Here is a 25,926-nt window from a genome sequence, read left to right as displayed (position 1 = left end):
TGCCGCCGATCCTGCAGATGGTGGAGCATCGCTGCGGTGATGAGAAGTCCGCGCGGCTCAATGTGCGATGACGCGGGCGCCGATCCAGCGCCGATAGCGGCGGGTCCGACACTTTGCGGCCGCCTGCGCCAGCAGCAGTGCCCAGGCCGGTGAGATACCGGGCGCGGTGGGGCGGTGCCGGCTCAACCGGCCCAGCTGATACTTCACTGCGGCCATGTGCGCGCTGGCCGCCAGCGACTTGCTGCGCCAGTTGATGTTGCGCAGTGTCGGCACCGGGTCGCGGCCCTGCTGCCAGTGCTGCGGCAGATCCGGCTCGATCGCCAGCGCGGTGGCGATGCCGACCATGGCCACGCCGCTGGCCAACACCTGTTCTGCCACTTCGCGGCGGCGGATGCCGCCGGTGACCATCAGCGGCATCGTTGCCACCGTGGCGATCTCGCGTGCGAATTCGAGGAAGTACGCTTCGCGGGCCACGCTGCGTTCGTCGCGTGCGGCGCCGGTCATGGCCGGTGCTTCATAGCTGCCGCCGGACAGTTCGACCAGATCCACGCCGAGGGGCGCCAGCATCTCCACCACGGCGCGCGCGTCCTCGGGCGAGAAGCCGCCCCGCTGGAAGTCGGCGGAGTTGAGCTTCACCGCCACCACGAAGGTGGGCGCCACGGCCGCGCGCACCCCCTGCACGATCTCCAGCAGCAGGCGCGCGCGGTTGTGCAGGCTGCCGCCCCAGCGGTCATTGCGTTGGTTCGACAGCGGCGACAGGAACTGGCTGAGCAGGTAGCCGTGCGCAGCATGGATCTCCACCCCGCTGAAACCGGCGCGCTCGGCCAGCTCGGCACTGCGGATGAAGCGCGCGATCACCGCGTCGATGTCGTCCTCGGTCATCGCCTTCGGCGGTGCGAACTGCTTGGACAGCGCGCCCATCTGCAAAGCAACGGCTGACGGCGCGAGCGCGGGTTGGCCGAGTGCGGCCAGCATCTGCCGCCCCGGGTGATTGATCTGCATCCACATCTGCGCACCCCGCGAGCGGGCAGTGTCCGCCCAGGCGGTGAAGCGGTCGAGGTGACGATCGTCTTCCAGTACCACGCCGCCCGGCCCGGTCATGGCGCGCCCATCGACCATCACGTTGCCGGTGATGATCAGTCCGGCGCCGCCGTCGGCCCAGCGCTGGTACAACTGCAGCAGCGCTTCGGAGGGGGCGTGGTCGGCATCGGCCATGTTTTCCTCCATCGCCGCCTTGGCGATGCGGTTGCGGATGACGGCACCGGAGGGTAGTGCCAGGGGCGAGAACAGCGACATCGGACAGCTCCAGGACAGGGGAATGGCGCTACGCTAACCTTCAAGTTTGATTGAAGGTCAACAGGTTCCGATGTCGAGGATTCAGGCAGATGAAGATCGGTGAGCTGGCCCGGCGCACGGGTCTGGCAGCGTCGCGCATCCGCTTCTACGAAGAGGCCGGGTTGCTGGTGGTCCAGCGGCAGGCCAACGGCTACCGCGACTACCCGGAGCAGGCGGTGCTGTTGCTGGAGCTGATTACCGGTGCGCAGCGCGCCGGCTTCAGCCTGGAGGAGATACGCGCCCTGCTGCCACCGGACATGGGCCAGTGGCAGCACGACGCATTGATCACGATGCTGCAGCAGAAGGTGACCGACATCGAGGCGCTGCAGTTGCGGCTGGCACAGAGCCGGGCCCATCTGCTGGCCCTGATCGAGGACATCCAGGCACGGCCGGAGGGCATCGACTGCGCGGCCAACTCGCGGCGGGTGCTGGACCGCGTACAGCGCGGCGGGTTGGCGCGACCGACGCTGGCGGCCGGCGATACGGCGTTGCTGCGGCCGGGACGCCGCCGCCGCGTGGGCAGCGACTGACGAGCCGGCGCCGTGTTCAGTGGCTGCCGGCGGTGGCCTTGCGCTTCCTGTCCAGCATCACTGCCACGCACCACAGCAGCAGGCCACCGATCGCAGTGGCCGCACCGACATAGCCGGTGCTGGCCGGGCTGAAGCCGGCGCTGATCGCCATGCCGCCCAGCCACGGACCGAGTGCATTGGCGGTATTGAAGGCGGCATGGTTGGAGGCAGCTGCCAGCGTCTGCGCTTCGCCGGCCACGTCCATCAGGCGTGTCTGCAGCACCGCCGCCAGCGCGCCCATGGTGCCGACGGTGATGATCATCGGGCCGATGGTCCACACCGATTGCGCGGCCAGCGGATACAGCAGCAGCATCACGATCGACCACAGCAGCACCACCGCGGCGGCCTTGAAGTGGAACTTGTCCACCAGCCAGCCACCGGCGATGTTGCCGATGATCGCGCCGATTCCGAACACGCCCACCGCCAGCGGCATCCACGATTCGGCTACGCCGGTGACCTGCACCAGGGTCGGCGCCAGGTAGGTGAACACGCAGAACATGCCAGCGAAGCCAACGGCGCCGATTGCCAGCGCCAGCCACACCTGGGTGGTGTTGAAGGCGCGCAGTTCGCGCATCGGCGAAGTGCGCACTTCGTCCGGATCCGGCAGCAGGAAGCGCGCGATCATCGCCACGGTGGCGATGGCCAGCAGGCTGACCAGGGCAAAGGCGGTGCGCCAGTTCAGCTGCTGGCCCAGCCAGGTGGTCAGCGGATTGCCGACCAGGATCGCAATCGACAGGCCCAGCAGCACCCGCGACATCGCCTGGCCGCGCTGGCCGGCCGGGCTGATCGCCGCCGCCACCAGCATCGCCACGCCGAAGTAGGCGCCGTGTGGCAGGCCCGCGACGAAACGCGCGATCAGCATCGTGCCGTAGTTTGGTGCCAATGCGCTGGCCAGGTTGCCGACGGCATAGAAGCCCATCAGTGCCAGCAGCAGCTTACGGCGCGGGAAGCTGGCGCCGACGAAGGCGAGGATCGGGGCGCCGACCACCACGCCGATGGCGTAGGCGCTGATCAGGTGGCCGACCTGGGTTTCGGAAATCGACAGGCCGCGGCTGATCTCCAGCATCAGGCCCATGCTGGCAAATTCACTGGTGCCGATGGCGAAGCCGCCCAGGGACAGGGCAAGAATGATCAAGGTGCGCTGACGGGGCGTCAGCCGCGCAGCCAGGGAAGCGTTGGGGCTCATGCGGGGGCGCGATGGGGGCGGGGAGCCGGCCATTGTACTGCTGCACCGCAACAGCAGCAGCCACGCCCGGGGCAAATCAGTGTTTGATCGATGGGATTGCGGCACGCCGGGCACGGGCTCGGTGCTGCAGCGCGTGCGGCCCCCTGTTGCCGGCCTCCTGCATGTGATGACGACACGGCGGTCGGCATGATGGGCGTGCAGGGGCTGTGGAATGCTGGAACAAGGAGGATGTCGATGCAGGAGTTCAGGCATGTGCTGGAGACGCGCGGCCGCTATCAGCTGGTAGCGGTGTCCTACGCGCCGGTGTACGCTCCGGGCGATGTGGTCGGCCATGCGGTCGTCGCCGACGATGGGGATCGTCTGACCGACCTGGTATCACTGGCCGAAGCGCGCCAACTGCTGTTGCAACGGGTGCGTGAAGAGGGCGAAGAGCCCGGGCTGGAGAACGAAAACCACCTGCGGAAGAAGGCGTCGCGCTGGCGCCGCCGCTAGGCCGTCGCGCCCTTGTGCGCATCATGGAGGATTCGGGTGTTGCCCAGTAAGAAGTATCTGCTCATCGCCATCACCACGCTGGCGACCCTGTTGCTTGGTTTTGTGTTTTCCGGCTACCTGACGTTGTTGTTCCTGGGCCTGGATACCAAGCTGTTCACCTGGAACACCTATTACCAGTACTTCAATGCGCTGGACCAGCCACAGGTCGCGCCCTTCGTGGGCAAGATCAAATGGGCTGGCTACGTGGGCTTCGGTCTGCCGCTGCTGGCCCTGCTGGTGACCGGCCTGGCGCTGCTGCTGAAGAAGGACAAGCGCTCGCTGCATGGCGACGCGCGTTTCGCCACCGGCGCCGACCTGTCCAAGCACGGCATGTTCAAGAAGACCGGCCAGAGCATCGTGGTCGGCAGCCATGGCGGCAAGCTGGTGCGGCTGGACGGCCAGCAGTTCGTGATCCTTGCGGCACCCACCCGTTCAGGCAAGGGCGTGGGCGTGGTCATCCCGAACCTGCTGGAGTACGGCGAATCGCTGGTGGTGCTGGACATCAAGCAGGAGAACTTCGACCTGACCAGTGGCTGGCGCGCCAGCCAGGGCCAGGAGATCTACCTGTTCAATCCCTTCGCCGAAGATCGGCGCACGCACCGCTGGAACCCGCTCAGTTACGTGTCCGATGACCCGGCGTTCCGGGTTTCGGACCTGATGAGCATTGCCGCGATGCTGTATCCGGATGGGGCCGAGGACCAGAAGTTCTGGGTCAGCCAGGCGCGCAACGCGTTCATGGCCTTCACCCTGTATCTGTTCGAGAACTGGGACGACGAGCGCAGCAGTGGTTTCCCGGGCGGCTCGGGCACGCCCACGCTGGGCGCTGTCTACCGGTTGTCATCGGGCGACGGCACCGATCTGAAGAAGTACCTCAAGGCTTTGTCGGAGCGGTCGTTCCTCAGTGGCAACGCCCGTTCGGCGTTCGCCAACATGCTGTCCCAGGCCGACGAGACCTTCGCTTCGATCCTCGGCACCTTCAAGGAGCCGCTCAATCCCTGGATCAACCCGGTGCTGGACAAGGCCACCAGCAGCAACGACTTCCTGCTGACCGACGTGCGCAGGAAGAAGATGACCATCTACATCGGCATCCAGCCGAACAAGCTGGCCGAGAGCCGGCTGATCATCAACCTGTTCTTCAGCCAGCTGATCAACCTCAACACCAAGGAACTGCCCAAGTCCAACCCGGACCTGAAGTACCAGTGCCTGTTGCTGATGGACGAATTCACCTCGATCGGCAAGGTCGAGATCATCGCCTCGGCGGTGTCCTACATGGCCGGTTACAACATCCGCCTGCTGCCGATCATCCAGAGCATGTCCCAGCTTGATGCCACCTACGGACGGGAAGTGTCACGCACGATCATCACCAACCACGCGCTGCAGATCCTGTACGCGCCGCGCGAGCAGCAGGACGCCAACGACTACTCCGACATGCTGGGCTACACCACCATCCGCAAGAAGAACGTCACCCATGCCCGCGAGAAGACCCACAACTTCACCGAGGAGCGGCGCGCACTGATGCTGCCTCAGGAGCTGAAGGCGATGGGGCCGGACAAGGAAGTATTCCTCTACGAGGGCATACCGCATCCGGTGAAGTGCGACAAGATCCGCTATTACAAGGATCGCTATTTCACGTCGAGGCTGCTGCCGAAGGTCGACGTTCCGATGCTTAACGTCTAATTCACGTCGCTAAATTTGTGACGTGGATTCATATTCACTGACATGAAATCGTGACCTGAGTCAAAAATTCGGCATCTGTTCATAGATTTTCAGACTTGTCTGACATGGAATTGACGCGTGGTTGTGTAACTCTGTGTTCGTCATCCAGAAGTGTGTGCTGGATGGCAAAAGTTGTAACGCAGGGTGGCCAGGAGTTTGTGCCATGGAAACAAGGATGGTTTCGACGTTGGTGAGGGTGTGCGGGTGTGTCGTCGGCAACGTCTGGCGGCCCCGCGACCTGGTTGGCAGCTTTCGGGCTGCAGGGGAGCCGGGGCAGGTGTGCTGCATGCCAGCGCGTCTCCCCGATTCCGGCGTGCGCCATGCAGCGCCGGACGACCAGGGAACCAACGCTCGGGACTGCTTTTTCGTACGTCAAAGTGAAGCCCGTATGAATCAGGCGTTTATCGCGAAAATCTCCATCGCCGCAGTCGCGGCGCTGATGGTGGCAGGGTGTGCCACCAAGTCCGCCCCCGATTTCGGTGGGCGCTGGAAGCCGGTCAACCGCTTTGCTGTGGCGACGACCGAGATCCCGCTGTACTCCAGCTACGTCTACCAGGCTTCGCCGATGGATGGCACGCTCAAAGCCATGCTCGAGCGCTGGGCCAAGGATTCAGGCCGGACGCTGGATTACCGCCTCAATTCGGACTTCACGCTGTATGGCGCGGTCTCGAAGATCGATACCACCAACGCGCAGCAGGCTGTGATCGATCTGACTTCGGCGTATTCGGCGCAAGGCATCTCCGTCTCCATTGTTGGCAACCAGATCGTTGTGCAGAGCGCTGGCTCGACGCCCACCGCGTCGGCGCAGGGCGCTGATTCCAACAGCGGCACCTGAGTCCACCTCGAAACCATCGAACGTGCTGCTCCCCGCGCCTGTCGCAGGGGCTCCATGCCCATTGATGTTTCAGCAGTACGGAAGAATCCATGTTCCGCAAGAAGGATCCCGGCAACAGTCCCAAGGTCGAGCAGTCGGTCGCCAAGGCGGTCAGCTACGAGATCACCGTGGCCGATATGGCGCGTCGCAGCGAGCGGCGCGCGTGGTGGGTCGCCACAGGCTCGTTGCTGATGTCGCTCGCACTGGCGGGCGGCTACTACTACATGCTGCCGCTGAAGGAGAAGGTGCCGTTCCTGGTGATGGCCGACGCCTACACGGGTACCGCGACCGTCGCGCGCCTGAGTGGCACCTTCCAGGGCGAGACGATCACCAGCAACGAAGCGATCAATCGCAGCAACGTGGCCCAGTACGTGCTGGCACGTGAATCGTACGACTCGGCGGTAATGGGCCTGCGCGACTGGGAGCTGGTGTTCGTGATGTCCACCGATCCGGTGGCGCAGTCCATGCGCGTGCGATATGCCGGCAACAACCCGCAGAACCCGTTCGTGATGTATGGCCGCGAGCGCGCCATCCGGGTCAAGATCCTCAGCATCACGCCGCTGGGCGCCGAACCGAACGGCAGCTTCCGCGGTGCGTCGGTGCGCATCCAGCGCAGCCTGCTGGACAAGCGCACTGGCGTTGCCACCTACCTGGACAATCAGCTGGTGACGATGCGCTTCGGCTACAACCAGAACCTCGCGCTGTCCGAGCAGGATCGTATCCTCAATCCGCTGGCCTTCCAGGTCACCGAGTATCGCGTCGACAACGACTATTCCCGTGGCGTCCCGGTGCCGGATGACGGCGCCATGCAGGCGCAGGCGCAGCAGGCCGCACAGGCCGCGCAGCAGGCACAGGGCGTCTACGATCCGAACAATCCGGCTGCGGCCACGATGATCGATCCTGCCACCGGCCAACCGGTTGCGGCTCCGGTCAACGGCCAGGTGCCGGGCCAGCCGATGCCGGGCCAGCCCGTACAGGGTCAACCCATGCCGGGTCAGCCGGTGCAGGGGCAAGTAACGCCGGGGCAAGCCATGCCCGGACAGCCGGCCATGAGGCCGGCGCAGAACAATTCCACCGGAACTGCTGATGGAGCAAGCAACCGATGAGTAGTCGAAATATCAGGGGAAGCGCGCTGGCGCTGCTGTCGATGTTGTCGCTGTTGTTTTCAGCAGCGGCGATGGCGCAGGCGGTGGACCACTACGAGTACGAGAAGGACCGCATCTATCCGGTTCGCACCGGCCTGGGCCTGACCACCCAGATCGAGCTGAGCCCGAACGAGAAGATCCTCGACTACAGCACCGGCTTCAGCAGTGGCTGGGAGCTGACGCGCCGCGAGAACGTGTTCTATCTCAAGCCGAAGAACGTCGACGTCGACACCAACATGATGGTGCGCACCGAGACCCATTCCTACATCTTCGAACTGAAAGTGGTGGCCACCGACTGGCGCCAGCTGGAACAGGCCCGCCGGGCAGGCGTGCAGTACAAGATCGCCTTCGTCTATCCGAACGACACCGTGTTCGGCGTCGCCCAGGAAGCGGTCGAGGAAGAGGCCAAGCCGCTGTTGAGCTCTGAGCTGGCCAAGGATCGCCAGTACAACTTCAACTACTCCTATTCGACCAGCAGGGCGAAGAAGATGGGCTGGCTGATCCCGGTCAACGCCTACGACGACAGCCGCTTCACCTACCTGAAGCTACCGAACTCGCCGGAGTACAAGACCGGCATCTTCCCGGCCGTGTTCGGTCGTGAAACGGAATACGGTGAAGACTTCGTGGTCAACACCACGGTTGAAGGCAATACGCTGATCGTGCACGGGACCTACCCGTACCTGGTCATCCGCCACGGCGACTTCGTCGTCGGCCTGCGAAGGAACGTGAAGAAATGAGCCAGCAGAACACTCCCGGAAACGACCCGAACAACGGACGCGACGAGAGCCAGAGCCCCTATGGTGCACAAGGTGCCCCGGACGCGCAGTCGAACCCGTACTTCGGCACCACCCAGGCCGAGCCTGCGCCGGATCTGGATGCGGCCGCGCCGCAGCTGCGCTCGGCCGAAGAGCAGCGGCTGAACCGCAAGGCGCTGCTGTTCCTGGGCGGTATCGTGGTGCTGCTGGTGGCGATGGGCTTCCTGTTGTTCCGCAAGGGCCAGGACAAGGACGATGCGCCGAAGGTGCCGGATGTCGCGCGCGCGAGCACGCCAACGCTGCCGGACGTTGCGCCGCCTCCGCAGGCGCCGCCGACTGCCGCCGAACCGATTCCCATGCTTCCGCCGATGCCACAGGACGAAGGTCCGAAGCTGGTGCCCATCGCGTCCCGGCCGGAAGCCATGGGACCCCGTGAGCCGACGCTGGTCGAGCGCCGGATGGCTGGCGTGGATGATGCCGCGCTTGCGGCAGGCAATCGCGCGCAACCGCAGCGCAGTGCGCTCGACGAACAGACCCGCCAGGCGCTGCTTGCGAACATGATGCCCAACCAGCAGGGGCAGCAGAAGATCCGCCGTGGGCCGGATGTGGAAGACGTTTCCAGTGCCGCCTACATCCAGAGCCCCGATGCGCTGCTGGTGCGCGGCACCTACCTGCGGTGCGTGCTGGAAACCCGCATCATCACCGATCTGGCCGGCTACACGTCGTGCCTGCTGACCGAGCCGGTGTACTCGATCAACGGTCGCAACCTGCTGCTCCCGAAGGGCTCCAAGATCTATGGCGCCTATGGCGGTGGTCCGATCGGCAAGCGCGTGGAAGTGATCTGGGATCGCATCACCACCCCCAATGGCATCGATGTTGCGATGTCCAGCCCGGGCGTGGATCAGCTGGGCGGCGCCGGTCATCCGGGCCAGTATAGCGCGCACTGGGGCAGCCGTATCGCCTCGGCGCTGATGATCAGCCTGATTTCCGATGCCTTCAAGTACGCGGCTGCCGAACATGGTCCGGAGACGACCACCATCGCCAACAACGGCATGACGGTGCAGTCGCCCTATGAGAGTGCTACCGCACGCACGATGGAGCGCCTGGCCAACGAGGCACTCAGCAGCAACCGTCGTCCGCCGACCGTCACCATCAACCAGGGCACGATCGTGAATGTCTACGTTGCCAAGGACGTCGACTTCACCAACGTGCTCCACCCCCGCCGGTAACCCAACGAACGATCATGGACGCCGAAGTGTCACCCCTCGCCCTCGTCTCCAGCGATTTCCTGCGCTATCAGTACGAAGTGCTGGGCATCGCCGAGTACATGACTTCCCCGGAAGTGACGGAAATCTGCATCAACCGTCCCGGTGAGCTGTACCTGGAAACCCGGGCGGGGTGGCAGCGGGTAGACGTGCCGAGCCTGACCTTCGAGCGGGCCCGGCAGTTCTGCACGGCGGTGGTGAACGAGAGCAACACCGGTCAGCGCATTACCGATGCCGATCCGGTCGTGTCGCTCACGTTCCCCACCGGCCAGCGTGCGCAGTTCGTGATTCCGCCGGCATGTGACGCCGGGAAGGTATCAATCACCATCCGTCTGCCGTCCAAGCACACCAAGTCGCTGAGCCAGTATCACGAAGATGGTTTCTTCAACCAGATCCTGGAAAGCGATGGCAGCATCAGCGAGCAGGACCGCGAGCTGCTGGAACTGCGCCAGCAGCGCGAATACGCCGAGTTCTTCCGGCGTGCGGTGATGTACCGCAAGAACATCGTGGTGTCCGGTGCGACCGGCAGCGGCAAGACCACCTTCATGAAAGCGCTGGTCAATCATATCCCCGACAACGAACGCCTGGTCACGATCGAGGACGCACGCGAGCTGTTTCTGACCCAACCCAATGTGGTACACCTGCTGTACTCCAAGGGTGGGCAGAGCACCAGCAACGTCAGCGCAAAGAGCTGCATGGAAGCCTGCCTGCGCATGAAGCCCGAACGCATCATCCTTGCCGAGCTGCGCGGTGACGAGGCGTTCTACTTCATCCGCAACTGTGCATCGGGCCACCCGGGTTCGATCACCAGCTGCCATGCGGGCAGTCCGGAGCAGACCTGGGACCAGTTGGCCCTCATGGTGAAGGCCTCCGCTGAAGGTTCGGGCCTGGAATTCAACGTGATCAAGCGACTGTTGATGATGACCATCGACATCGTTGTGCATATCAAGGCGCACGCCGGTTCGCGCTACATCACCGGTATCGATTTCAATCCTGGGCGCGCCCAGGGGCAGGAGGGCTGAGGGATGCTGCCAGGACTGGAGATGATGGCGTGCCCGGAGATGGCGGTGTCGATGGACGTGATGCAGCACGTCATCAACGTTGAATCGTCACGCAACCCTTATGCCATCGGCGTGGTTGGTGGCGCTCTGGTGCGCCAGCCCAAGGCGCTGGATGAAGCGCTGGCGACGGTTCGGATGCTGGAAGAGAAGGGCTACAACTTCTCCATCGGGTTGGCCCAGGTCAATCGCTACAACCTCGGCAAGTACGGCCTGGATTCCTACGAGAAGGCCTTCCAGCAGTGCCCGAACCTGCAGGCGGGCTCGCGTATCCTGGCCGAGTGCTACAAGCGCTCCGGTGGTGACTGGGGCAAGTCGTTCAGCTGCTACTACTCGGGAAATTTCGAGACCGGCTTCCGCCATGGCTATGTGCAGAAGGTCTACGACTCGATGCGCCGCGGGCAGCAGCTTGCCACCAATGGTGTTGCGCCGATCGACGTGGTGAGTCGCGGTGAACGCCGCAGCGTGAAGGTCGAGCATCATCCGCAGCTGGCCTCTCCGGCGCAGGCCCGCATCGTTGCGCAGTCCAATGGCCCGGTGTACGTGCCTTCGGAAGACCCGGCACGTGCGTATGTCGTGTATCCCTCCACCGGTGCGATGGCGCGGGGCAGCCTGCTGAACATCGCCGACCAGGCGCTGTCCAAGGTAGTGCTGGGTTCGGTGGACCGGATGATGCAGCCACAGCCGCAGCCCACCCAAGGGGCCACGTATCCGCAGCAACAGGCCGGTGGCATGCCGCAGCAGCTGCCTCAGCAGGGTCCGGCGCAGGCAATGGCCATGCCGCAGCAGTTGCCGGGCGCTGCCGGCGCCGGCAACGAGGGGCCCGTGATGCTGCGCCCCTGGAGCGAGCGCAATCAGCCTGTGGCCGGTGGCGAAAATTCATTCAACGCACCGGTGCAGGCTGCACCGGTGCAGCAGATTCCCGCAGGGGATGCGGCCTTCGTGTTCTGACGAAGTCGTGGTGCGGCCAGTCCCCCCGGCTGGTCGATTCAGTTGTGTTAGTCCATCAACAAGGAAATCAATCCATGAAGCGATCCAATCTCGACCTCGTCCAGGCCCAGCGCACGCTGAAGACCCTGCTGATGGCCACGATCTTCGTTGGCGCACTGTTCGCCCCGCAGGTGTTCGCCACCAACACCGACTTCGGCGGCACCGACAAGAAGGTCTGCGGTTTCTTCTCCAACATCAACGGCCTGCTGAACATGGCCTCGATCGCCGTGGTGACCATTGCGGTGATCTTCGCCGGCTACCAGATCGCTTTTGCTCACAAGCGCATCAGCGACGTCGCGCCGATCCTGATCGGTGGCGTGCTGATCGGTGCCGCCGGCCAGATCGCGCGCATGCTGCTGGGTGAAGGCAGCGACGGCAAGTGCGGTGCTGGCACCAGCACGACCTACTACCTGATCAACAACGCGATCCAGTACTACAGTGCATAAGAACGTCGTGTTCCGCGGCTGCACGCGCCCAGCGATGTTCCTGGGCGTGCCTTATCTGCCATTTTTCATGGTGGCAGGCGGGCTGTTGCTGCTCAGTGTGTACACGAACTTCTGGTTCCTGCTCACCATTCCGGTGGCGATTTTCATCATGCGGCACATGGCCAAGCGTGACGAAATGATCTTCCGCCTGCTGGGCCTGCGACTGATGTTCAAGCTGAAGGTGCGCAACGTGCCGGAACACGATGGCATGTGGGTGTTCAACCCCAATCACTACCGCAACAAGCCGGCCCGAATGGATTGAGGTCCGGATCCGGCCTGGCGGGCGTTCTCGCCCGCCAGGTCTCTTGAAACTCCTTGGCAGTACCTCTTTGGAAGCAGTCGTATGTTCAGCCCTGACACCTCCATCAGTGAGTTCATCCCGTTGTCGTCGCATGTCGCTCCGAACGTGGTCAAGACCACGGGCGGCGACTACCTGATGACCTGGCATCTGGAAGGACTGCCGTTCGTCGGCCGTGAGGAGTGGGAGCTCGAGCATCGCCACAACACGTTCAACCGCCTGCTGCAGACCCTGCGCGCACCGGACTTCGTCAACGTCGCTTTCTGGGTGCACGACATCCGTCGCCGCCGCACGCTGAAGGGCAAGAGCAGCTACAAGCAGCGCTTCAACCAGGACGTGTCCGACCAGTACATGGGCATGTTGTCCTCGCAGCGCATCATGCAGAACGAGCTGTACCTGACCATGATCTACCGCCCGGTGGTGGCCGGTAAGCGCTTTGTCGAAAAGTCGGCGAACGTAGACAAGCTGCGCGCCGAGCAGGAACAGGCGGTCGAGAAGCTGATGGAACTGGCCGGCAACGTCGAGGCCGTGATCCGCGACTACGCGCCGTATCGCCTGGGCATGTACGAAGCCAAGAACGGTGTGGTGTTCTCGGAAACGCTGGAGCTGTTCGGCTACCTGATCAATCGCATCGATGAGCCGGTGCCGGTGCTGTCGGCGCCGATCAAGGATTACCTGCCTGTCAGCCGCCACATGTTCTCGGCCAAGACCGGCGATTTTGCGATCAACACCCCCAATGGCGCCAACCATTTTGGCGCCATCCTGAACATCAAGGAGTACGCCGAGGGGACCTACCCGGGCATCCTCAACGGCCTGAAGTACCTCGACTACGAATACGTCATCACCCATTCGTTCAGCCCGATGGGGCGTCAGGATGCGCTGAAGGTGCTCGACCGCACCAAGGGCATGATGATCTCCTCCGGCGACAAGGCGGTCAGCCAGATCGTCGAGCTGGACCAGGCCATGGATCAGCTGTCGTCGGGCAACTTCGTGCTGGGTGAATACCACTTCATCATGGCGGTCTACGGCGACACGCAGGCCAAGCTCTCGCAGAACGTCGCCTCGACCCGTGCCGAGCTGTCCAACGCCGGATTCGTGTCGACCAAGGAAGACCTGGCGGTTACCTCGTCCTTCTATTCGCAGCTGCCGGGTAACTGGCGCTACCGCACTCGCCTGGCCAATGTCAGTTCGCTGAACTTCCTGGGCCTGTCGCCGCTGCACAACTTCGCCACCGGCAAGCAGCACAACAATCCGTGGGGCGACTGCGTCACCACGTTGCAGACCACCAACGGTCAGCCGTACTACTTCAATTTCCACGCGACCCATCCGTCGGAAAACTCGCTGGGCGAGAAGGCGATCGCCAACACCATGGTGATCGGCAAGTCCGGTACCGGTAAGACCGCGCTGATCAACTTCCTGCTCAGCCAGGTGCAGAAGTACGAGCCGTCGCCGACCATCTTCTTCTTCGACAAGGACCGCGGCGCGGAGATCTTCGTGCGTGCCTGCGGTGGCAATTATTTGGCCCTGGAAAACGGTGCGCCGACTGGCTTCAACCCGTTCCAGTGCGAGAACAACGAAGCCAACGTGCAGTTCCTGGCCGACCTGATCAAGGTGCTGGCCGGCAAGCGCGAATACAGTGCCCGCGAAGAAGAGGATATCTACCGCGCGGTGGAAAACATGCTAGATACGCCGATGCACCTGCGCAGCATGACCAACTTCCAGAAGAGCCTGCCCAACATGGGTGACGATGGCCTCTACGCGCGCATGCGGCGCTGGACCTCGGGCAATTCGCTGGGCTGGGTGTTCGATAATCCGATCGATACCGTTGACCTGAGCAAGGCCAACATCATCGGTTTCGACTACACCGACATCATCGACAACCCTGAAGTGCGCGTGCCGGTCATTAATTACCTGCTGCACCGCCTGGAGTCGCTGATCGACGGCCGTCCGCTGATCTATGTGATGGACGAGTTCTGGAAGATCCTGGATGGCGAGGGTGGCCTGAAGGAGTTCGCGAAGAACAAGCAGAAGACCATCCGTAAGCAGAATGGTCTCGGCATCTTTGCCACACAGAGCCCGGAGGACGCGCTGAAGAGTGATATCTCCGCCGCCCTGATCGAGCAGACCGCTACCCTGATCCTGCTGCCGAACCCGAATGCCAGCAAGAGCGACTACATGGATGGCCTGAAGTTGACCGAGGCCGAGTTCAATGTGGTTACCGCCTTGGACGAGCGCTCGCGTTGCTTCCTGGTCAAGCAGGGTCATGCGTCCAGTGTCTGCCAGCTCAACCTGCGCGGCATGGACGACATCCTGTCGGTGATCTCGGCGTCGACCGACAACATCGACATCATGCATCGTGTCCTGCAGACCGCCGCCGTGCGTGCACGTGTGACGGTGGATGAGCTGACGCCGGAACAGTGGCTGGAAGATTTCTACAAGAACCGCAAGGGCTCCGGAAAGCCCGCATCCAACAGTAAGGAGGTTGCAGCATGACTGTCGCAACAGACGTGAACGCAGCAAGCCCCTTGAATTCGATGGAGAAGAACATGGAAACCACTGCCCGTACTGCCAAGACGCCGAGTGCAGTCTCCCGGCTCCGTTCCACCGCCATGGCGATTTCCGTCGCCGCATTGCTCAGCTTCCCCGTGAAGGGATACACCATCCCGGTGGTTGAGGTTGGCTTGAATACCTTCAACAGCACGCTGACTGAGGTCCATACGCTTGCCGCTCAGGGGGAAGCCTTGCTCGAGTACAGTACCCAGGCGCAACGGTTTCTGGAAACAACTCAGAACTGGGCGCAGAAGCTGGCGAAGTTCAATCAGATCATCGCCTCGCCACTGATGCCTCAAGGCGTGAAGCTGGAGCCGGTTCCGCTTGAGTGGAATGTCGCCGAGCGCTGCGGCGCCGGCAATATCATGAGCCTGAGCGGTATCCTCACTGCGTTGGACTTGAGCCCGGGTGGGGACATCATCGCCCAGCAGCGCAACATCTGCGCTGCAATCCAGGTCATGGAGAATCAGAAGTACAACGAGACCGTGGAAGTTGTGCAGAAGACGATGCCCGACATGCGCAAGGTGCTGGACAGGATCAAGGATATCCGCGATCTGTGGAGCGGCGAGGGTGCGATGGCAGAGGCCTCCGCGAATGCAGTCGTTTCTGACGCCTATATGCAGGCGGATTTTGCGACCTGGGAAAAGAAGACTGAAGGGTATGACAAGCAGATTCAGGCGCTGACCAAGATGCAGCAGATTCTTGCGCAGCGCGCATTGAAGGGTACCGGTCAGTCACCTCTCGGTACCGTAGTGAAGGCCGCGGCACTGAAGGCAGCGCTCTCCAACTGATTAGACGCTGCTCCGGTCGAGCTGCAATCACATTCTAGGTGAAGTTATGGATCTTGGGCTGATGGATGGCATGTTGGGGCAAGGCCCCCTGCACATGCTGCAGAATCTGCACGCGTCATCCTCAATTGGTGACTTTGTGTTCTTCCGGCTGATCCTCGATTACCTGCATAAGGAAATCGCGGAGTACGGCGTCAAGCTGCTTGGACGCATGATGGCGTGGGTCGGTGGCATTGCACTGACTCTCATGACGCTCTGGGTGCTGATTCAGGGTTTCCGGATCGCCACCGGTCGCAGCCGCGATTCGATGATGGTGCTCGTGACCAACATGGCCAAGGCCGCGCTGATCGTGTCGGTTGCCACGACCATGGGTATGTTCGGTCGCGAGATGCATGGCTTTCTCATCAATGACGTGAAGAACGAGATCACTTACGTCGTGACCGGGAAGAAGGACTCACCGGAGGATCTGATCGATGAGAACCTGGGCTACATGCAGCTGGCGCTATCCAGCGTTGACGCGCTGGACGTGATGAGCGACGTGACGCTGGACAACGCGAAGACCCGTGCCATGTGGTTCATTGGTATGGGCACGGGTGGTCCGGCAGTCACAGCTGGCTCAATGCTTTTGCTGTATGAGGTCGCGCTGGCGTTGTTCATCGGCCTGGGGCCATTGTTCATCCTGTGCTTGCTGTTTGACCAGACCAAGCAGCTGTTCCAGAAGTGGCTGCTCTACGGCATAGGCACGATGTTCTCCATGGCGGTTCTGGCAGCGATGACCGGCATCGCGATGAAGATGGTGTCCAAGGTTGCGTTCGCCTTCTGGGGAAGCACGTTGACGGGCACGCTGATGGGTCAGAATTTCAGTGAAGGTATGTCGAGCATGGCACTGCAGCAAGGCGGCATGGGCCTGATCCTGACCACGCTGATTCTGACTGCGCCCCCAATGGCGGCGATGTTCTTCCAGGGAACATTGGGCAGCTTCATGGCATATTCGCAGATAGGCGGTAGTGCAGTACCAGCATCGCCGGGCCCGAATGGTCAGCCGCCGGGTTCGACGGGAGGCGGACAATACAAGCCGAACGCACCGGCGACTCACGAATCTCAACCGATGGGTGTAGGCTCTGCAGTCACTCCGAGATTGCAGGGTGCCTTTGACTCTCCGCCACCATCGTCTGGGCTTAGAGGAAATGCGAATGGCAGCGTTGCATAGCGAGTTCGATATGCATGATAAAGGTGGAGTTGGCGGGCGATGAAAATTCTTGTATCGCAAGCGATTCTCGCCAGTTCTTTGATCTTGGGCGTGGCATATCAATCCTTTGCCGAAGGTAATTGCCCTCCTGGTTACTACCCGATTGGGGGGCAAGGGGCACGGGGGTGTGCGCCTATACCCGGGGCCGCTAGTGGAGGTGGTACCACAGCGGAGATTCAGCTTGCCAGTCCTACTGGCAAGTGGGTGCGAACCTGGGGGGCGATAGCGTCTTCCAAGAACACTCAAGACGCAGGAGTGTCGACGGGAAAGAGAGCCAAAGAGTTGGCAGAGCAAGAGGCTCTTTCCAAGTGTGCATCGGGAGGAGCGCGTGACTGCAAGGTCGATTTGGCCTACTTTAATCAGTGCGCTTCTTGGGTCGTTCCAAGTGGGCGTTCTGGGGGCGGGCAGTCAGGAGTGGGTGGTGGGCCCACGCCGGAGCGAGCGCTATTTGTGGCCCAGTTAATGTGCAGGAATGATCAGCCAGGAAAATGTGTGGAGTTCTATGCCAACTGCACGAAACCGATTTTTGAGGAGTTCTAGTTCTCTTAAATAGTTAATTGATGGCCTCGGAAATTGCCATGCCAAATAGCCGCTGGTGGGCGCTATTGGCGATTCGCCTTCTACGAGCGATAGGGCGTGAGGGGCGCCACGTGTGGTGCTGTACCGCGTTACGACTCAAGCGGCAGCGCCGTGTGTGTGTCATCGAGCGACTGGAGCTGCCGGCTTCGCGCGGTATGTGCTCTGATGGAGTGCAATGTAAAGCGGCCTGCTCCGCTTGTTCTGAGTAGATCTATGAGACGAAGGAAATGTCAATCGCGGTGCCGTCTAGCTGGTCCAATGAGAAGGGGGTGAGGACAGTTTCATGAATGGAGCAAAGCAATGGGTGATTCTTTTCTTCTTTCTTCTCGTCTCATTGACCGAAGTTGCGTTCGCTGAAGGCAATTGTCCACCAGGGTACTATCCAATTGGAGGTCAGGGCGCCCGAGGTTGCGCCCCCATTCCAAGTGGCGCACCGAGTAGCACATCGAGTGGCGGGATTTCCGAATTGCCCGCAAACTCTCCTACTGGGCGATGGACCAAGACATGGGGGGCGATTGCTGAATCGAAAACGACTCAGGACGCGGGCACCTCTGTCGGTAAGCGATCCAAGGAGGAGGCTTCTCGTGAGGCAATTTCAAAATGCGGATCAGCTGGTGCCGCTGATTGTTTGGTTAGCTTCACGTATCAAAATCAGTGTGTCTCGTGGGTCATTCCAAGGGGGCGTTCTGGCGCAGGTCGTGCTGGGATTGGATCTGGTCCCACGCCCGAAAGGGCAAAATTCAACGCGCAAGCCATGTGCAAGAATGATCAGCCGGGATATTGCGAAGAGATCTATTCGGACTGCAGTAAACCGATATTTGATGAGTTCTAAGTTGCAGGCTTATGTCGCGCCCTGATATTCCGGTCCATTGATGTGACCGGCATCGCGATGAAGATGGTGTCCAAGGTTGCGTTCGCCTTTTGGGGAAGCACGTTGACGGGTACGCTGATGGGTGAGAATTTCAGCGAAGGTATGTCGAGCATGGCACTGCAGCAAGGCGGCATGGGCCTGATCCTGACCATGCTGATTCTCTGACTGCGCCGCCCGATGGCGGCGATGTTCTTCCAGGGAACATTGGGCAGCTTCATGGCATATTCGCAGATAGGCGGTAGTGCAGTACCGGCATCGCCGGGCCCGAATGGTCAGCCGCCGGGTTCGACGGGCGGGGGGGCAATACAAGCCGAACGCACCGGCGACTCACGAATCTCAACCGATGGGTGTAGGTTCTGCAGTCACTCCGAGATTGCAGGGTGCCTTGACTCTCCGCCACCATCGTCTGGGGTTAGAGGAAATGCGAATGGCAGCGTTGCATAGCGAGTTCGATATGCACGATAAAGGTGGAGGTGACGGGCGATGAAAATTCTTGTATCGCAAGCGATTCTCGCCAGTACTTTGATCTTGGGCGTGGCGTATCAATCCTTTGCTGAAGGCAATTGTCCGCCAGGGTACTACCCGATTGGAGGTCAGGGCGCCCGAGGTTGTGCCCCCATTCCAAGTGGCGCACCGAGTAGCACATCGAGTGGCGGGATTTCCGAATTGCCCGCAAACTCTCCGACTGGGCGGTGGATAAAGACTTGGGGGGCAATCGCCGAGTCCCGGTCTACTCAGGACGCAGGAGCATCGACCGGCCTTCGATCACAGCTAGCGGCAGAGCAAGAGGCGTTGCGGAAGTGCAGTTCAACTGGTGCCGCCGATTGCTCCGTCAGTTTGGCGTATCGAAATCAGTGTGTGGCTTGGGTCATTCCAAGTGGGAAGACGGGTCGTGGAATGTCGGCGCTGGGGCGTGGTGCTACGCCGGAAATGGCGCTGATAATGGCGCACTCCAAGTGCAAGAATGATGTGAGCGGGAAGTGCGCGGTGCTGTATGAAAACTGTACCAAACCTATTTTTGAAGAATTTTGATGTAAATGTGTCGGCGGGCACGCTGGTATAGTCTCGAAGAATGTTGTCGTTGGAGAGCCACGGCATAAAATGCTGCGCGCCTACTTCCGGCTGAATGTGTCTCATCAGTCTCTTCTACTGCGCTGATGTTCACTGGGACGAAATACGTTAATGCTAGTACGGTAAGCTGGGCAACTTAGACTGCCTTGCGGGACTGCAGAGCTGCGGCGGGAGCACAATGCAGATCCGTCTACGTCGCGTGTGCTATTCCACTTTTCAAGAGATATCAGGCGTACGCGGCCGGACGCTGCCCGAGGCGGAGGAAAAGGCAGTGGGAGAATGTATCGACGCCGATGCGAAAGCCTGTCCTCTGGCATTCAACAACTGCATGTGAAGCTACAGGCGATTTGGGGGTGTTGCGCCGCCTGCGCCCGTCTTGCTTCGTGGATGCGGTCCCCGATTCTGTGACTGGTAGCGCCATTTCAAGCTTTCGATCTTCGACGCAAGCGACCTCCTCGCGCTAAGCTCTCCTGGCGTCAGAAAAATGACGCTTCGGCGCTACCGATTGCAGGAGCTTTCCCGTCCATGAGGACCCTGTCCCTCCGCTCAACGGGTGACGCATGCCACCGACGCTGCCATGGTGCTCCCGGAGCTATCATCCGCATCTGCAGGGTGACTGGCGCGACTGGGCAACGCCACTATGCCCGCCTACGACGCGAGCATCGGCGGGACGATATTGAAGGAGTGGGAGGGGATGGAAGACAGGGTTGGCGCACACATGGACGATGCCCTGGCATTTGTTCCGTCCGGTGCGAACCTGCTGGAAGCCGTCAGGGGCGAGCTCAACGGCGATGGCATCGAGTATCAGCTGCTGGTCATCGACCAGCCGACGCCGGAAGGGCTGGTGCCCGGCCAACACGGACCGAACCGGGTGCTGCTGTTGCTGCGCGGTGACGGGCGCGGGCGCTGGCAGCTGGCCGCGCGCAACGACAAGCTGGTGCCGTGTTCCACCCGAGGTGGCCTGGCCGGCGACCCTTTTGCGTATGCAATGGTCGAGGAGGGCACCTTCAGCGTGATCACCAACGGCGGTAGCCGCGAGCGCTGGAGCAGCACCTACCGGTTCCGCTATGCGCCCGCGGACAAGGCCTGCTGGGTGGACGGGGTGAGACGCAAGGTCGTGGATATCGAGACCGAAGCGACCAACATCCGGGATTACTCGGTGGCGGAGCTGGGCAGGGTGCGGTTCGAGGACTTCGACCCGTCCAGTGTCGCGGAGGTGTCGCTTCCATGAGCCAAGCTCCAACCGGCGGAAGGGAATCCGCGCTGATGAAGATTCAGGAGTTGCACTGTGTCGACCGATAGAGAGTCGCAGCTGTTGCGGCAGGCGACCAAAGCCGGCATCGACTCCCCGCTTGAACTGGCCAATTTCATGGCCCAGGCAGGGCACGAGTCGCGCGGCTTGAGCCGGCTCAATGAAAGTTTCAACTTCACCCGGGGAATCTCGCAGATCCCGGTGGAAGCTGCGTGGCGCAATGGCAACGCTGCGTTGGAGAGCGCCCGCCAGGAAGCGCTGCGTGGCCGCCCGGAAAACCTGGCTGAGCTGATGTACGGCGGACGCATGGGCAATGATGTGCCCGGCGACGCATTGAAGTACCACGGCCGCGGCTATCTGCCGTTGGTCGGCAAGGAGAATTACGAGCGTGCCGGCAAAGCGCTGGATCTGGATCTGGTGAATCAGCCGGAACTGGCCGCGCAGCCCGAGCACGCAGGCCGTATTGCGGTGTGGCAGTGGCAGACGCGGGTGCCGGAGGCGGCGCGCGAGGATGTGCGCGAGGCAACGCATGCGCTCAATGGCGCCCTCAATGGCATCGAGGCGCGCCGGCAACGCTTCGAGGTCTGGCAGCAGAAGCTGACGCCGGACGTGATGGCGCGGCTGGAGCGGGGTGAGGTCGGTGCGCCGGCGCAGAGTGTTGCCCGAGACATGTCGCAGACTGGTGAGCCCGGCAACGCGTTGTTCGAGGATGCACGCCGACGCCTGCAGCAGATGGGAGCACAGAGTGGACTGCGCAGCATACAAGAGCTCGACAATACCGCTGGCGCATTGGCGCTGGGGGCGCATAAAGCCGGCCTGTCGCGCATCGATCATCTCCTGGCCGGCAATGACGGTCGCACGCTGTTTGCGGTACAGGGTGGGCTGGGCGATCCGGCCATGCTGCGCGCATCGGTCGATCGCGAACAGGCGGCGCAGCAGCCACTGGCGCAGAGCAGCCAGCAGTTGGCTACCAGCGTCGCCCAGCAGGACCCGGCGGCTGCGCTTGCCCGCGAGCAGGAGCAGCGTTCTCGATCCCTGTAGCACCTGATACCTGCAGGCAGGGTGCCCGCAGGCGCTTTACGTACGACGCGTGGCGCCCTGTGGCGCCGACATGGAAACCCACTCGTAAGGACACCACATGCGAATCGTTCCCCCGAATGCCCGGCACGCCGCCGCCCACTGCAGTGCATCCGTGCGCCGCCTGCCGCCGCTCTGGCTGCTGTCACTTGGACTCGCCGCAGCGTCGGCACAGGCTCAGGAGGCCGCAGCACCCCTCGTGGAGACGCCCCCCGCTGCCGAGGCGGCCTTTGACGCGCCTGCAGGGACGGCGCACGTTGCAGCACCCACGGCGGCCGAAGCTGTTGCCGCGGCACCGGCTCCCAAAGTGCCGGCTGCCGTGACACCTCCTGTGACACCTGTGGTGGACGCGCAGCCGGCGCCGGCTGCGGACCCGGCGCCTGCGCCCGTTGCGCCCGCAGCGGCGGCGCCTGTGGCTGCACCGCCTGCCGTCGTCGAGCCAGCCGTCCCGGCGGTAGCTCCCGCGCTACCCGCCTTGGTCATCGTGCCGTTGCAGCCCGAGCAGGCCACCGAGCGCGCGCTTGGCGCCCGTTGCCCGGTGGATCTGGCCGGGCGGCTGGCGACCCAGGGCGAGCTGCTGATCGGCGCCTGCCAGGGCAGGATGCCGGCGCATCTGGCCGCGCTGCTGGTCGCGCTGCCCCAGCAGGACATCCACCTGCCGCGCAGCTGGCGCGAGCGTGAGGTGCAGCAGAAGGCGTGGTTCAAGGCGGTGCCGGGCTACGGCCAGCGCCCGGACTTCATCGTGCGGATGGGCGACATCTGGGTGCGCTCGCTGGAAGGGCGCGACGCCGACAGCACGTTCTATCTGGTGTCAGCACCGTTCACCTGCAGCGACCAGGTCGCCAACCGCGATGAGTACGGCGCGGAGCCGGTCCGCGTGCCAGCGGGTGATTGCCGCGAGGCCTATGTGACCCAGCGTGTGTACCAGGTCCGCGGGGACGCGGCGCCGAGGGATGTGACCGCCGAAGCCATGCCGGCCATGCCGCAGCAGGCGGAAGCTGATCGTGCGCGCCAGCGCTCGCATGAGGGACGGATCAGCCTGGACCACAGCAAGTTGCAGTACGGCCCGGCCATGCGCTGGTTCGTGCAGTACCCGGAGTCTGCGCAGAAGGGCGGTCCGCGCGCCTACGGTGACTGGAACCGCGAGCACATCGCGTTCGTGGTCTGGACTGGGGATCGCTTCGAGCTGCGTGAGAAGGTCGCGCGGGCGCAGTGGCCCTGTGACCCGGTAGCGCCGGGCGATCGCGCCTGCGGTGGCTTCCCGGATTCCGGGCCGGATCTGTTCGTAACCGCCGGTGCGTCGGCGCCGGTCGCGGCCTCCAGCCCCTGACGCGCGATGCTGAAGTAAAGCGGGAGCCGGAATGACCGGCTCCCGCGCTGTTCATCAGGCCTGCATGCTGCGGGTCTGGTTCTGCTGTTGTTCCAGTTGCTGATCGCGGTCCTGTGCCAAGCGCTGTCCCGCGGCTTGCTGATCAATCCGCTGGCTGCTCTGCTCCAGCGGCGTGTTCATCGCCACCGCTGTGTCCACCGACACGCGCAGGTGTGCCGGGTCGCCGCCCTGGCCCTGCACCGCGAAGCTGCGTGAGGCGTCGGCATTCATCACCACCTCGTCGATGCGCTTGCCGCCTGCAGCGTGCATCTCCGCCGCCAAGCTACCGGCCAACTGCGTGCTCATCACATCCGGCACGCGGCCGACGCGAACGTCCTGCGCATGCACGCCACGGATCGCATCGTTGAACAATGGGTTGCCCAGGTGGTTGGCATCGTCCATGCGCAGCATGCTGGTGTGATGGCCGTTCTTCTCCGCCTCGCGGCGTGCCGGTTCACCGGGCTGCAGCGGGCCGCGGATGTGGTCGTACAGATCGATGGCGCCGCCCGGGATGCCCCGTGCCGCGCGGGTGACGCCGCGACGCAGTGACTCGACGTCATCGCGGTACTCCTCGATCATCCTGGCGTTGTCTTTTGCCAGCTTCTGGGTTTCCGGATGTTTCAGCACCGAGCCTTCGTCGAGGAAGTTGCCCAGTTTGTGCGCGCCGAACGAGCTGGTCGCCGCAATGATCGGCCGGTCCGGAATCAGATCACGCAGGGCGTGATTGCTGAAGCCGTTTGCCGCGAGCGTCTTGATCTCGTCGGGCTTGGCATAGATGCGGACCTGGCCGAAATGCGGCGAGGCGGCGCTGACCGGATCGGACGCCATGACGTGATTGATCATGGTGTTGCCGCCTTCCGGAATGCGGTAGCTGAGGCTGACCGCGCCGTAGGCATTGAAGGTCTCGCCCTTGACGTTGAAGTGGTGCGAGGTGATCTGGGCCAAGGCGCCGCCGAGGGAGTGGCCTGTGACGGTGACCTGAGGCGCGCGGCCTCCAAATGCAGCTTCCTGCTTCGCATAGTCCAGCGCGCTTTTGGTCAGGGCGATGGCATCGGGGGCCTGCACGTTGGTGCGGGCAACGACCATGCCTCCGTCGGTGAGGATTGCATCACGAGCAATCTGTTCGGTGCCGCGATGAGCGACGACGATCTCGTTGGTGTCGATGCGTTGGTAAATGGTGCCTTGGTAGCCGTTGAGTCGATTGTCGACATGCTCAAGTACTTTGTACTCGTGTCCGTTGAGCGTGACTTTCTCTTCCTGGCCCGGAGCCCGTCGCCCGACTGCACGATCCTTATAGGCGTCATCGGAAAGTGCGGCGTAGTCCTGAGAGGTGATGGTCATTGGGTGACCTCACTGGCGCTGAGGCTCATGGTGAACAGCTTGCCCTGCAGCTCGGCGACGTAGTCTGCAGGATTGGTCTTGCCCGTGGCCGGATAGTTGGCAGCAAGCGGTGCCCGCGGATAGGCCGCGTCCGGGTAGTAGAGCGTATGCGCGCTACCTTCGGTCAGTGGCTTGGCCTCGACGAAGGTCAGGAAGCGCGTTTCGCCTTCAGCACCCGTTGCCTTCAGCATCGCCCCGGCGCCGGTGAACTCCCACTTGCACACGCCACGGCCGTAGTAGTCCTCATCCAGCATGCGGTCCACGTACAACGTGCCGCGGTATTCGCCGTCAGCGACCTTGCGCAGTTCCACCGGCTCCTGGCTGGTGATGCGTGCGGCGGTACCGGTGGCTGGTTCGATGTGGCCGCACTGGTCTTCGTTGGTGACGTCGTACTGCGCTACGCCTTCGACCACTGCGAAATCACCGGGGGCATCCTTCAGGCGCAGCACCAGTTCATAGGCCTTGCGCGGGCTGGGGTTGAGCTTGGCGAGGCCACGCCCACCCTGGGCGACATCGGCTTCAGCAGCGGCACGTTCCTGGTTCATGGCGGTCTCCGGATTGCAGGCGGTCAATAGAAGCAGAGCAAGGCACGGGATCATCTTGTGGCGCAATGTCGGCCTCCTTGGGGGTAGGGATGGTTGAACTGGCAGCTCATGGCGCGAGTTTCTGCACAGTGGTGGTGGTTGAGAACAGCGCGTTGCGCAGATCTTCGCTGTACCCCGACGGATCTTCCTCGCCACTGGCGCCAAAGTTGGCGACAGTGGCGGCGCGCGGATAGATAAGGTTTGGGTAATAAAGCGTAAGAGGTGAGTCGCTCTCCATGCGCTCCTTGTCGACGAACGTCAGGAATCGCGTATCCGCCTCGCCGGTCGTAGCGCGCAACATCGCACCGACTCCCGTCAGCGCCCAATGGCAGACACCACGCCCGTAGTAATCCTCGTCCTGCATGCGGTCGAGGTAGAAGGTGCCGCGGTACTCGTTCTCACCGACCTTGCGCAGCGTGACGAGCTCCTGGCTGGTAATACGGCTGGCGGTACCGGTCGCCCTCAGGACCCGGCCGCAGTCCTTGTGGTTGCTGGCGTCGTACTGGGCAACGCCCTCGACCACCGCGAAGGGACCGGGGGCATCGTTCAGTGTCAGTATCAGCTCGTAGCCCTGCTGCGGTGACGGGTTGAGCTTGGCCAGGCCGCGTCCACCTGCGGCAACGTCACGCTCTGCGTCCGCGTAAGGCGAGCAGGCCGTCAGTGCCAGCAAGAGGCCCATCGGTACCAGATGGCGTCCCTTGCGTGTCGGCATGGCTACATCCATGGCGGCATCCTGCATCGTGCGTCCGTGTCCATATATCCTTCCCTGGTGACAGGTTTATCGATTATGGAGTGTTCTGGAAACCTGGCGCCAGCTAGGGCAAGGCGTGGGTGACGGAATTTTGACGCATTCAGCGTTCGGCGGCGTCGCCGAATCGATTGCGGCACAGGCGATTCGAGGTTCGCGGGGCGATTGCGCCTCGCGCTCGACATTTCGCCGCCAATTTGT

General features: G+C 62.6%; 26 protein-coding genes. 21 read left to right on the top strand and 5 right to left on the bottom strand.

Features of this window, described 5'->3' with window-relative positions:
- Positions 1 to 57: 57 nt before the first annotated feature.
- Positions 58 to 1,296: an NADH:flavin oxidoreductase/NADH oxidase family protein gene (locus GOC52_RS12820; protein WP_099559589.1), complete on the bottom strand. Its 1,239-nt coding sequence runs from the start codon at positions 1,294 to 1,296 to the stop codon at positions 58 to 60.
- 89 nt (positions 1,297 to 1,385) lie between these two features.
- Between GOC52_RS12820 and GOC52_RS12815 the strand changes: the two genes are divergently transcribed.
- Positions 1,386 to 1,865: a MerR family transcriptional regulator gene (locus GOC52_RS12815; protein ID WP_049455405.1), complete on the top strand. Its 480-nt coding sequence runs from the start codon at positions 1,386 to 1,388 to the stop codon at positions 1,863 to 1,865.
- A gap of 16 nt (positions 1,866 to 1,881) precedes the next feature.
- Here GOC52_RS12815 and GOC52_RS12810 read toward each other — a convergent pair whose 3' ends face one another.
- Positions 1,882 to 3,090: an MFS transporter gene (locus GOC52_RS12810; RefSeq protein ID WP_099559590.1), complete on the bottom strand. Its 1,209-nt coding sequence runs from the start codon at positions 3,088 to 3,090 to the stop codon at positions 1,882 to 1,884.
- A gap of 234 nt (positions 3,091 to 3,324) precedes the next feature.
- On the opposite strand from GOC52_RS12810, the gene GOC52_RS12805 reads away from it, so the two are divergent.
- From GOC52_RS12805 to GOC52_RS12710, 20 genes are all read left to right on the top strand, one after another.
- Complete coding sequence (locus GOC52_RS12805) at positions 3,325 to 3,582, top strand: hypothetical protein (protein WP_029379975.1); 258 nt, start codon at positions 3,325 to 3,327, stop codon at positions 3,580 to 3,582.
- 36 nt (positions 3,583 to 3,618) lie between these two features.
- A complete protein-coding gene (locus GOC52_RS12800) occupies positions 3,619 to 5,298 on the top strand; it encodes a type IV secretory system conjugative DNA transfer family protein (protein WP_049482596.1) in 1,680 nt (559 codons plus the stop codon).
- Between the two features lie 427 nt (positions 5,299 to 5,725).
- The gene (locus tag GOC52_RS12795) at positions 5,726 to 6,172 is read left to right on the top strand and encodes a hypothetical protein (protein WP_010484845.1); all 447 of its coding nucleotides are present in this window, start codon (positions 5,726 to 5,728) and stop codon (positions 6,170 to 6,172) included.
- An 89-nt stretch (positions 6,173 to 6,261) separates the two neighbouring features.
- Positions 6,262 to 7,317: a VirB8 family type IV secretion system protein gene (locus GOC52_RS12790; RefSeq protein ID WP_010484847.1), complete on the top strand. Its 1,056-nt coding sequence runs from the start codon at positions 6,262 to 6,264 to the stop codon at positions 7,315 to 7,317.
- Positions 7,314 to 8,093 carry a TrbG/VirB9 family P-type conjugative transfer protein gene (locus GOC52_RS12785; RefSeq protein ID WP_019338166.1) on the top strand — a complete coding sequence of 260 codons (780 nt, stop codon included), beginning with the start codon at positions 7,314 to 7,316 and terminating at the stop codon, positions 8,091 to 8,093. Before GOC52_RS12790 ends, GOC52_RS12785 begins: the two co-directional genes overlap by 4 nt.
- Positions 8,090 to 9,340 carry a TrbI/VirB10 family protein gene (locus GOC52_RS12780; RefSeq protein WP_043398679.1) on the top strand — a complete coding sequence of 417 codons (1,251 nt, stop codon included), beginning with the start codon at positions 8,090 to 8,092 and terminating at the stop codon, positions 9,338 to 9,340. The genes GOC52_RS12785 and GOC52_RS12780 overlap by 4 nt, the downstream gene beginning before the upstream one ends.
- A gap of 14 nt (positions 9,341 to 9,354) precedes the next feature.
- Positions 9,355 to 10,398: a P-type DNA transfer ATPase VirB11 gene (gene virB11, locus GOC52_RS12775; RefSeq protein ID WP_012511439.1), complete on the top strand. Its 1,044-nt coding sequence runs from the start codon at positions 9,355 to 9,357 to the stop codon at positions 10,396 to 10,398.
- 3 nt (positions 10,399 to 10,401) lie between these two features.
- Complete coding sequence (locus GOC52_RS20920; protein WP_010484855.1) at positions 10,402 to 11,385, top strand: lytic transglycosylase domain-containing protein; 984 nt, start codon at positions 10,402 to 10,404, stop codon at positions 11,383 to 11,385.
- 74 nt (positions 11,386 to 11,459) lie between these two features.
- The gene (locus GOC52_RS12765; RefSeq protein WP_010484857.1) at positions 11,460 to 11,870 is read left to right on the top strand and encodes a TrbC/VirB2 family protein; all 411 of its coding nucleotides are present in this window, start codon (positions 11,460 to 11,462) and stop codon (positions 11,868 to 11,870) included.
- On the top strand, positions 11,863 to 12,171 hold the full coding sequence (locus tag GOC52_RS12760; protein ID WP_010484859.1) for a VirB3 family type IV secretion system protein: 309 nt from the start codon (positions 11,863 to 11,865) through the stop codon (positions 12,169 to 12,171). Before GOC52_RS12765 ends, GOC52_RS12760 begins: the two co-directional genes overlap by 8 nt.
- Before the next feature lie 81 nt (positions 12,172 to 12,252).
- Positions 12,253 to 14,700 carry a VirB4 family type IV secretion/conjugal transfer ATPase gene (locus GOC52_RS12755; RefSeq protein ID WP_043398684.1) on the top strand — a complete coding sequence of 816 codons (2,448 nt, stop codon included), beginning with the start codon at positions 12,253 to 12,255 and terminating at the stop codon, positions 14,698 to 14,700.
- A complete protein-coding gene (locus tag GOC52_RS12750) occupies positions 14,697 to 15,548 on the top strand; it encodes a hypothetical protein (protein WP_010484866.1) in 852 nt (283 codons plus the stop codon). Before GOC52_RS12755 ends, GOC52_RS12750 begins: the two co-directional genes overlap by 4 nt.
- A 61-nt stretch (positions 15,549 to 15,609) precedes the next feature.
- Complete coding sequence (locus GOC52_RS12745; RefSeq protein WP_010484868.1) at positions 15,610 to 16,755, top strand: TrbL/VirB6 family protein; 1,146 nt, start codon at positions 15,610 to 15,612, stop codon at positions 16,753 to 16,755.
- Positions 16,756 to 16,794: 39 nt separating this feature from the next.
- Positions 16,795 to 17,334, top strand: coding sequence for a DUF4189 domain-containing protein (locus GOC52_RS12740; protein ID WP_080356581.1), 540 nt, complete (start codon positions 16,795 to 16,797; stop codon positions 17,332 to 17,334).
- 322 nt (positions 17,335 to 17,656) lie between these two features.
- Positions 17,657 to 18,205, top strand: a complete 549-nt coding sequence (locus GOC52_RS12735) for a DUF4189 domain-containing protein (protein WP_100053227.1) — start codon at positions 17,657 to 17,659, stop codon at positions 18,203 to 18,205.
- A gap of 42 nt (positions 18,206 to 18,247) precedes the next feature.
- A complete protein-coding gene (locus GOC52_RS20915; protein WP_010484874.1) occupies positions 18,248 to 18,409 on the top strand; it encodes a hypothetical protein in 162 nt (53 codons plus the stop codon).
- A gap of 318 nt (positions 18,410 to 18,727) precedes the next feature.
- A complete protein-coding gene (locus GOC52_RS12725; RefSeq protein WP_080356529.1) occupies positions 18,728 to 19,276 on the top strand; it encodes a DUF4189 domain-containing protein in 549 nt (182 codons plus the stop codon).
- A 733-nt stretch (positions 19,277 to 20,009) separates the two neighbouring features.
- Complete coding sequence (locus GOC52_RS12720) at positions 20,010 to 20,546, top strand: hypothetical protein (protein WP_010484878.1); 537 nt, start codon at positions 20,010 to 20,012, stop codon at positions 20,544 to 20,546.
- 57 nt (positions 20,547 to 20,603) lie between these two features.
- Positions 20,604 to 21,608, top strand: a complete 1,005-nt coding sequence (locus tag GOC52_RS12715; protein WP_010484880.1) for an XVIPCD domain-containing protein — start codon at positions 20,604 to 20,606, stop codon at positions 21,606 to 21,608.
- Between the two features lie 97 nt (positions 21,609 to 21,705).
- Positions 21,706 to 22,974 (top strand): hypothetical protein, encoded by a 1,269-nt coding sequence (locus GOC52_RS12710; protein WP_235304025.1) that lies wholly within the window; start codon positions 21,706 to 21,708, stop codon positions 22,972 to 22,974.
- 54 nt (positions 22,975 to 23,028) lie between these two features.
- Here the strand turns inward: GOC52_RS12710 and GOC52_RS12705 are convergent, their stop codons facing one another.
- The 3 genes from GOC52_RS12705 to GOC52_RS12695 are packed head-to-tail and all read right to left on the bottom strand — an operon-like array spanning position 23,029 to position 25,701.
- Complete coding sequence (locus GOC52_RS12705) at positions 23,029 to 24,354, bottom strand: XVIPCD domain-containing protein (RefSeq protein WP_010484883.1); 1,326 nt, start codon at positions 24,352 to 24,354, stop codon at positions 23,029 to 23,031.
- Positions 24,351 to 25,004 carry a hypothetical protein gene (locus GOC52_RS12700; RefSeq protein WP_029379978.1) on the bottom strand — a complete coding sequence of 218 codons (654 nt, stop codon included), beginning with the start codon at positions 25,002 to 25,004 and terminating at the stop codon, positions 24,351 to 24,353. Before GOC52_RS12700 ends, GOC52_RS12705 begins: the two co-directional genes overlap by 4 nt.
- Positions 25,005 to 25,044: 40 nt before the next feature.
- Complete coding sequence (locus tag GOC52_RS12695) at positions 25,045 to 25,701, bottom strand: hypothetical protein (RefSeq protein WP_458309528.1); 657 nt, start codon at positions 25,699 to 25,701, stop codon at positions 25,045 to 25,047.
- Positions 25,702 to 25,926 lie beyond the last annotated feature (225 nt).

The organism is Stenotrophomonas sp. SXG-1 (assembly GCF_014083965.1).
Taxonomy (GTDB): Bacteria; Pseudomonadota; Gammaproteobacteria; order Xanthomonadales; family Xanthomonadaceae; genus Stenotrophomonas; species Stenotrophomonas geniculata.
This window is presented reverse-complemented; position numbering and strand designations above follow the sequence as displayed.

Bases quoted from the DNA above. Each gene is read 5' to 3' on its own strand.
- GOC52_RS12705 (WP_010484883.1), bottom strand. From the start codon at position 24,354: ATGACCATCACCTCTCAGGACTACGCCGCACTTTCCGATGACGCCTAT.
- GOC52_RS12795 (WP_010484845.1), top strand. From the start codon at position 5,726: ATGAATCAGGCGTTTATCGCGAAAATCTCCATCGCCGCAGTCGCGGCG.
- GOC52_RS12725 (WP_080356529.1), top strand. From the start codon at position 18,728: ATGAAAATTCTTGTATCGCAAGCGATTCTCGCCAGTACTTTGATCTTG.
- GOC52_RS12745 (WP_010484868.1), top strand. From the start codon at position 15,610: ATGGATGGCATGTTGGGGCAAGGCCCCCTGCACATGCTGCAGAATCTG.
- GOC52_RS12785 (WP_019338166.1), top strand. From the start codon at position 7,314: ATGAGTAGTCGAAATATCAGGGGAAGCGCGCTGGCGCTGCTGTCGATG.
- GOC52_RS12710 (WP_235304025.1), top strand. From the start codon at position 21,706: ATGCGAATCGTTCCCCCGAATGCCCGGCACGCCGCCGCCCACTGCAGT.
- GOC52_RS12780 (WP_043398679.1), top strand. From the start codon at position 8,090: ATGAGCCAGCAGAACACTCCCGGAAACGACCCGAACAACGGACGCGAC.
- GOC52_RS12695 (WP_458309528.1), bottom strand. From the start codon at position 25,701: ATGGATGTAGCCATGCCGACACGCAAGGGACGCCATCTGGTACCGATG.
- GOC52_RS12805 (WP_029379975.1), top strand. From the start codon at position 3,325: ATGCAGGAGTTCAGGCATGTGCTGGAGACGCGCGGCCGCTATCAGCTG.
- GOC52_RS20920 (WP_010484855.1), top strand. From the start codon at position 10,402: ATGCTGCCAGGACTGGAGATGATGGCGTGCCCGGAGATGGCGGTGTCG.
- GOC52_RS12740 (WP_080356581.1), top strand. From the start codon at position 16,795: ATGAAAATTCTTGTATCGCAAGCGATTCTCGCCAGTTCTTTGATCTTG.
- GOC52_RS12820 (WP_099559589.1), bottom strand. From the start codon at position 1,296: ATGTCGCTGTTCTCGCCCCTGGCACTACCCTCCGGTGCCGTCATCCGC.
- virB11 (WP_012511439.1), top strand. From the start codon at position 9,355: ATGGACGCCGAAGTGTCACCCCTCGCCCTCGTCTCCAGCGATTTCCTG.
- GOC52_RS12750 (WP_010484866.1), top strand. From the start codon at position 14,697: ATGACTGTCGCAACAGACGTGAACGCAGCAAGCCCCTTGAATTCGATG.
- GOC52_RS12720 (WP_010484878.1), top strand. From the start codon at position 20,010: ATGGAAGACAGGGTTGGCGCACACATGGACGATGCCCTGGCATTTGTT.
- GOC52_RS12790 (WP_010484847.1), top strand. From the start codon at position 6,262: ATGTTCCGCAAGAAGGATCCCGGCAACAGTCCCAAGGTCGAGCAGTCG.
- GOC52_RS12755 (WP_043398684.1), top strand. From the start codon at position 12,253: ATGTTCAGCCCTGACACCTCCATCAGTGAGTTCATCCCGTTGTCGTCG.
- GOC52_RS12735 (WP_100053227.1), top strand. From the start codon at position 17,657: ATGAATGGAGCAAAGCAATGGGTGATTCTTTTCTTCTTTCTTCTCGTC.
- GOC52_RS12810 (WP_099559590.1), bottom strand. From the start codon at position 3,090: ATGAGCCCCAACGCTTCCCTGGCTGCGCGGCTGACGCCCCGTCAGCGC.
- GOC52_RS12765 (WP_010484857.1), top strand. From the start codon at position 11,460: ATGAAGCGATCCAATCTCGACCTCGTCCAGGCCCAGCGCACGCTGAAG.
- GOC52_RS12815 (WP_049455405.1), top strand. From the start codon at position 1,386: ATGAAGATCGGTGAGCTGGCCCGGCGCACGGGTCTGGCAGCGTCGCGC.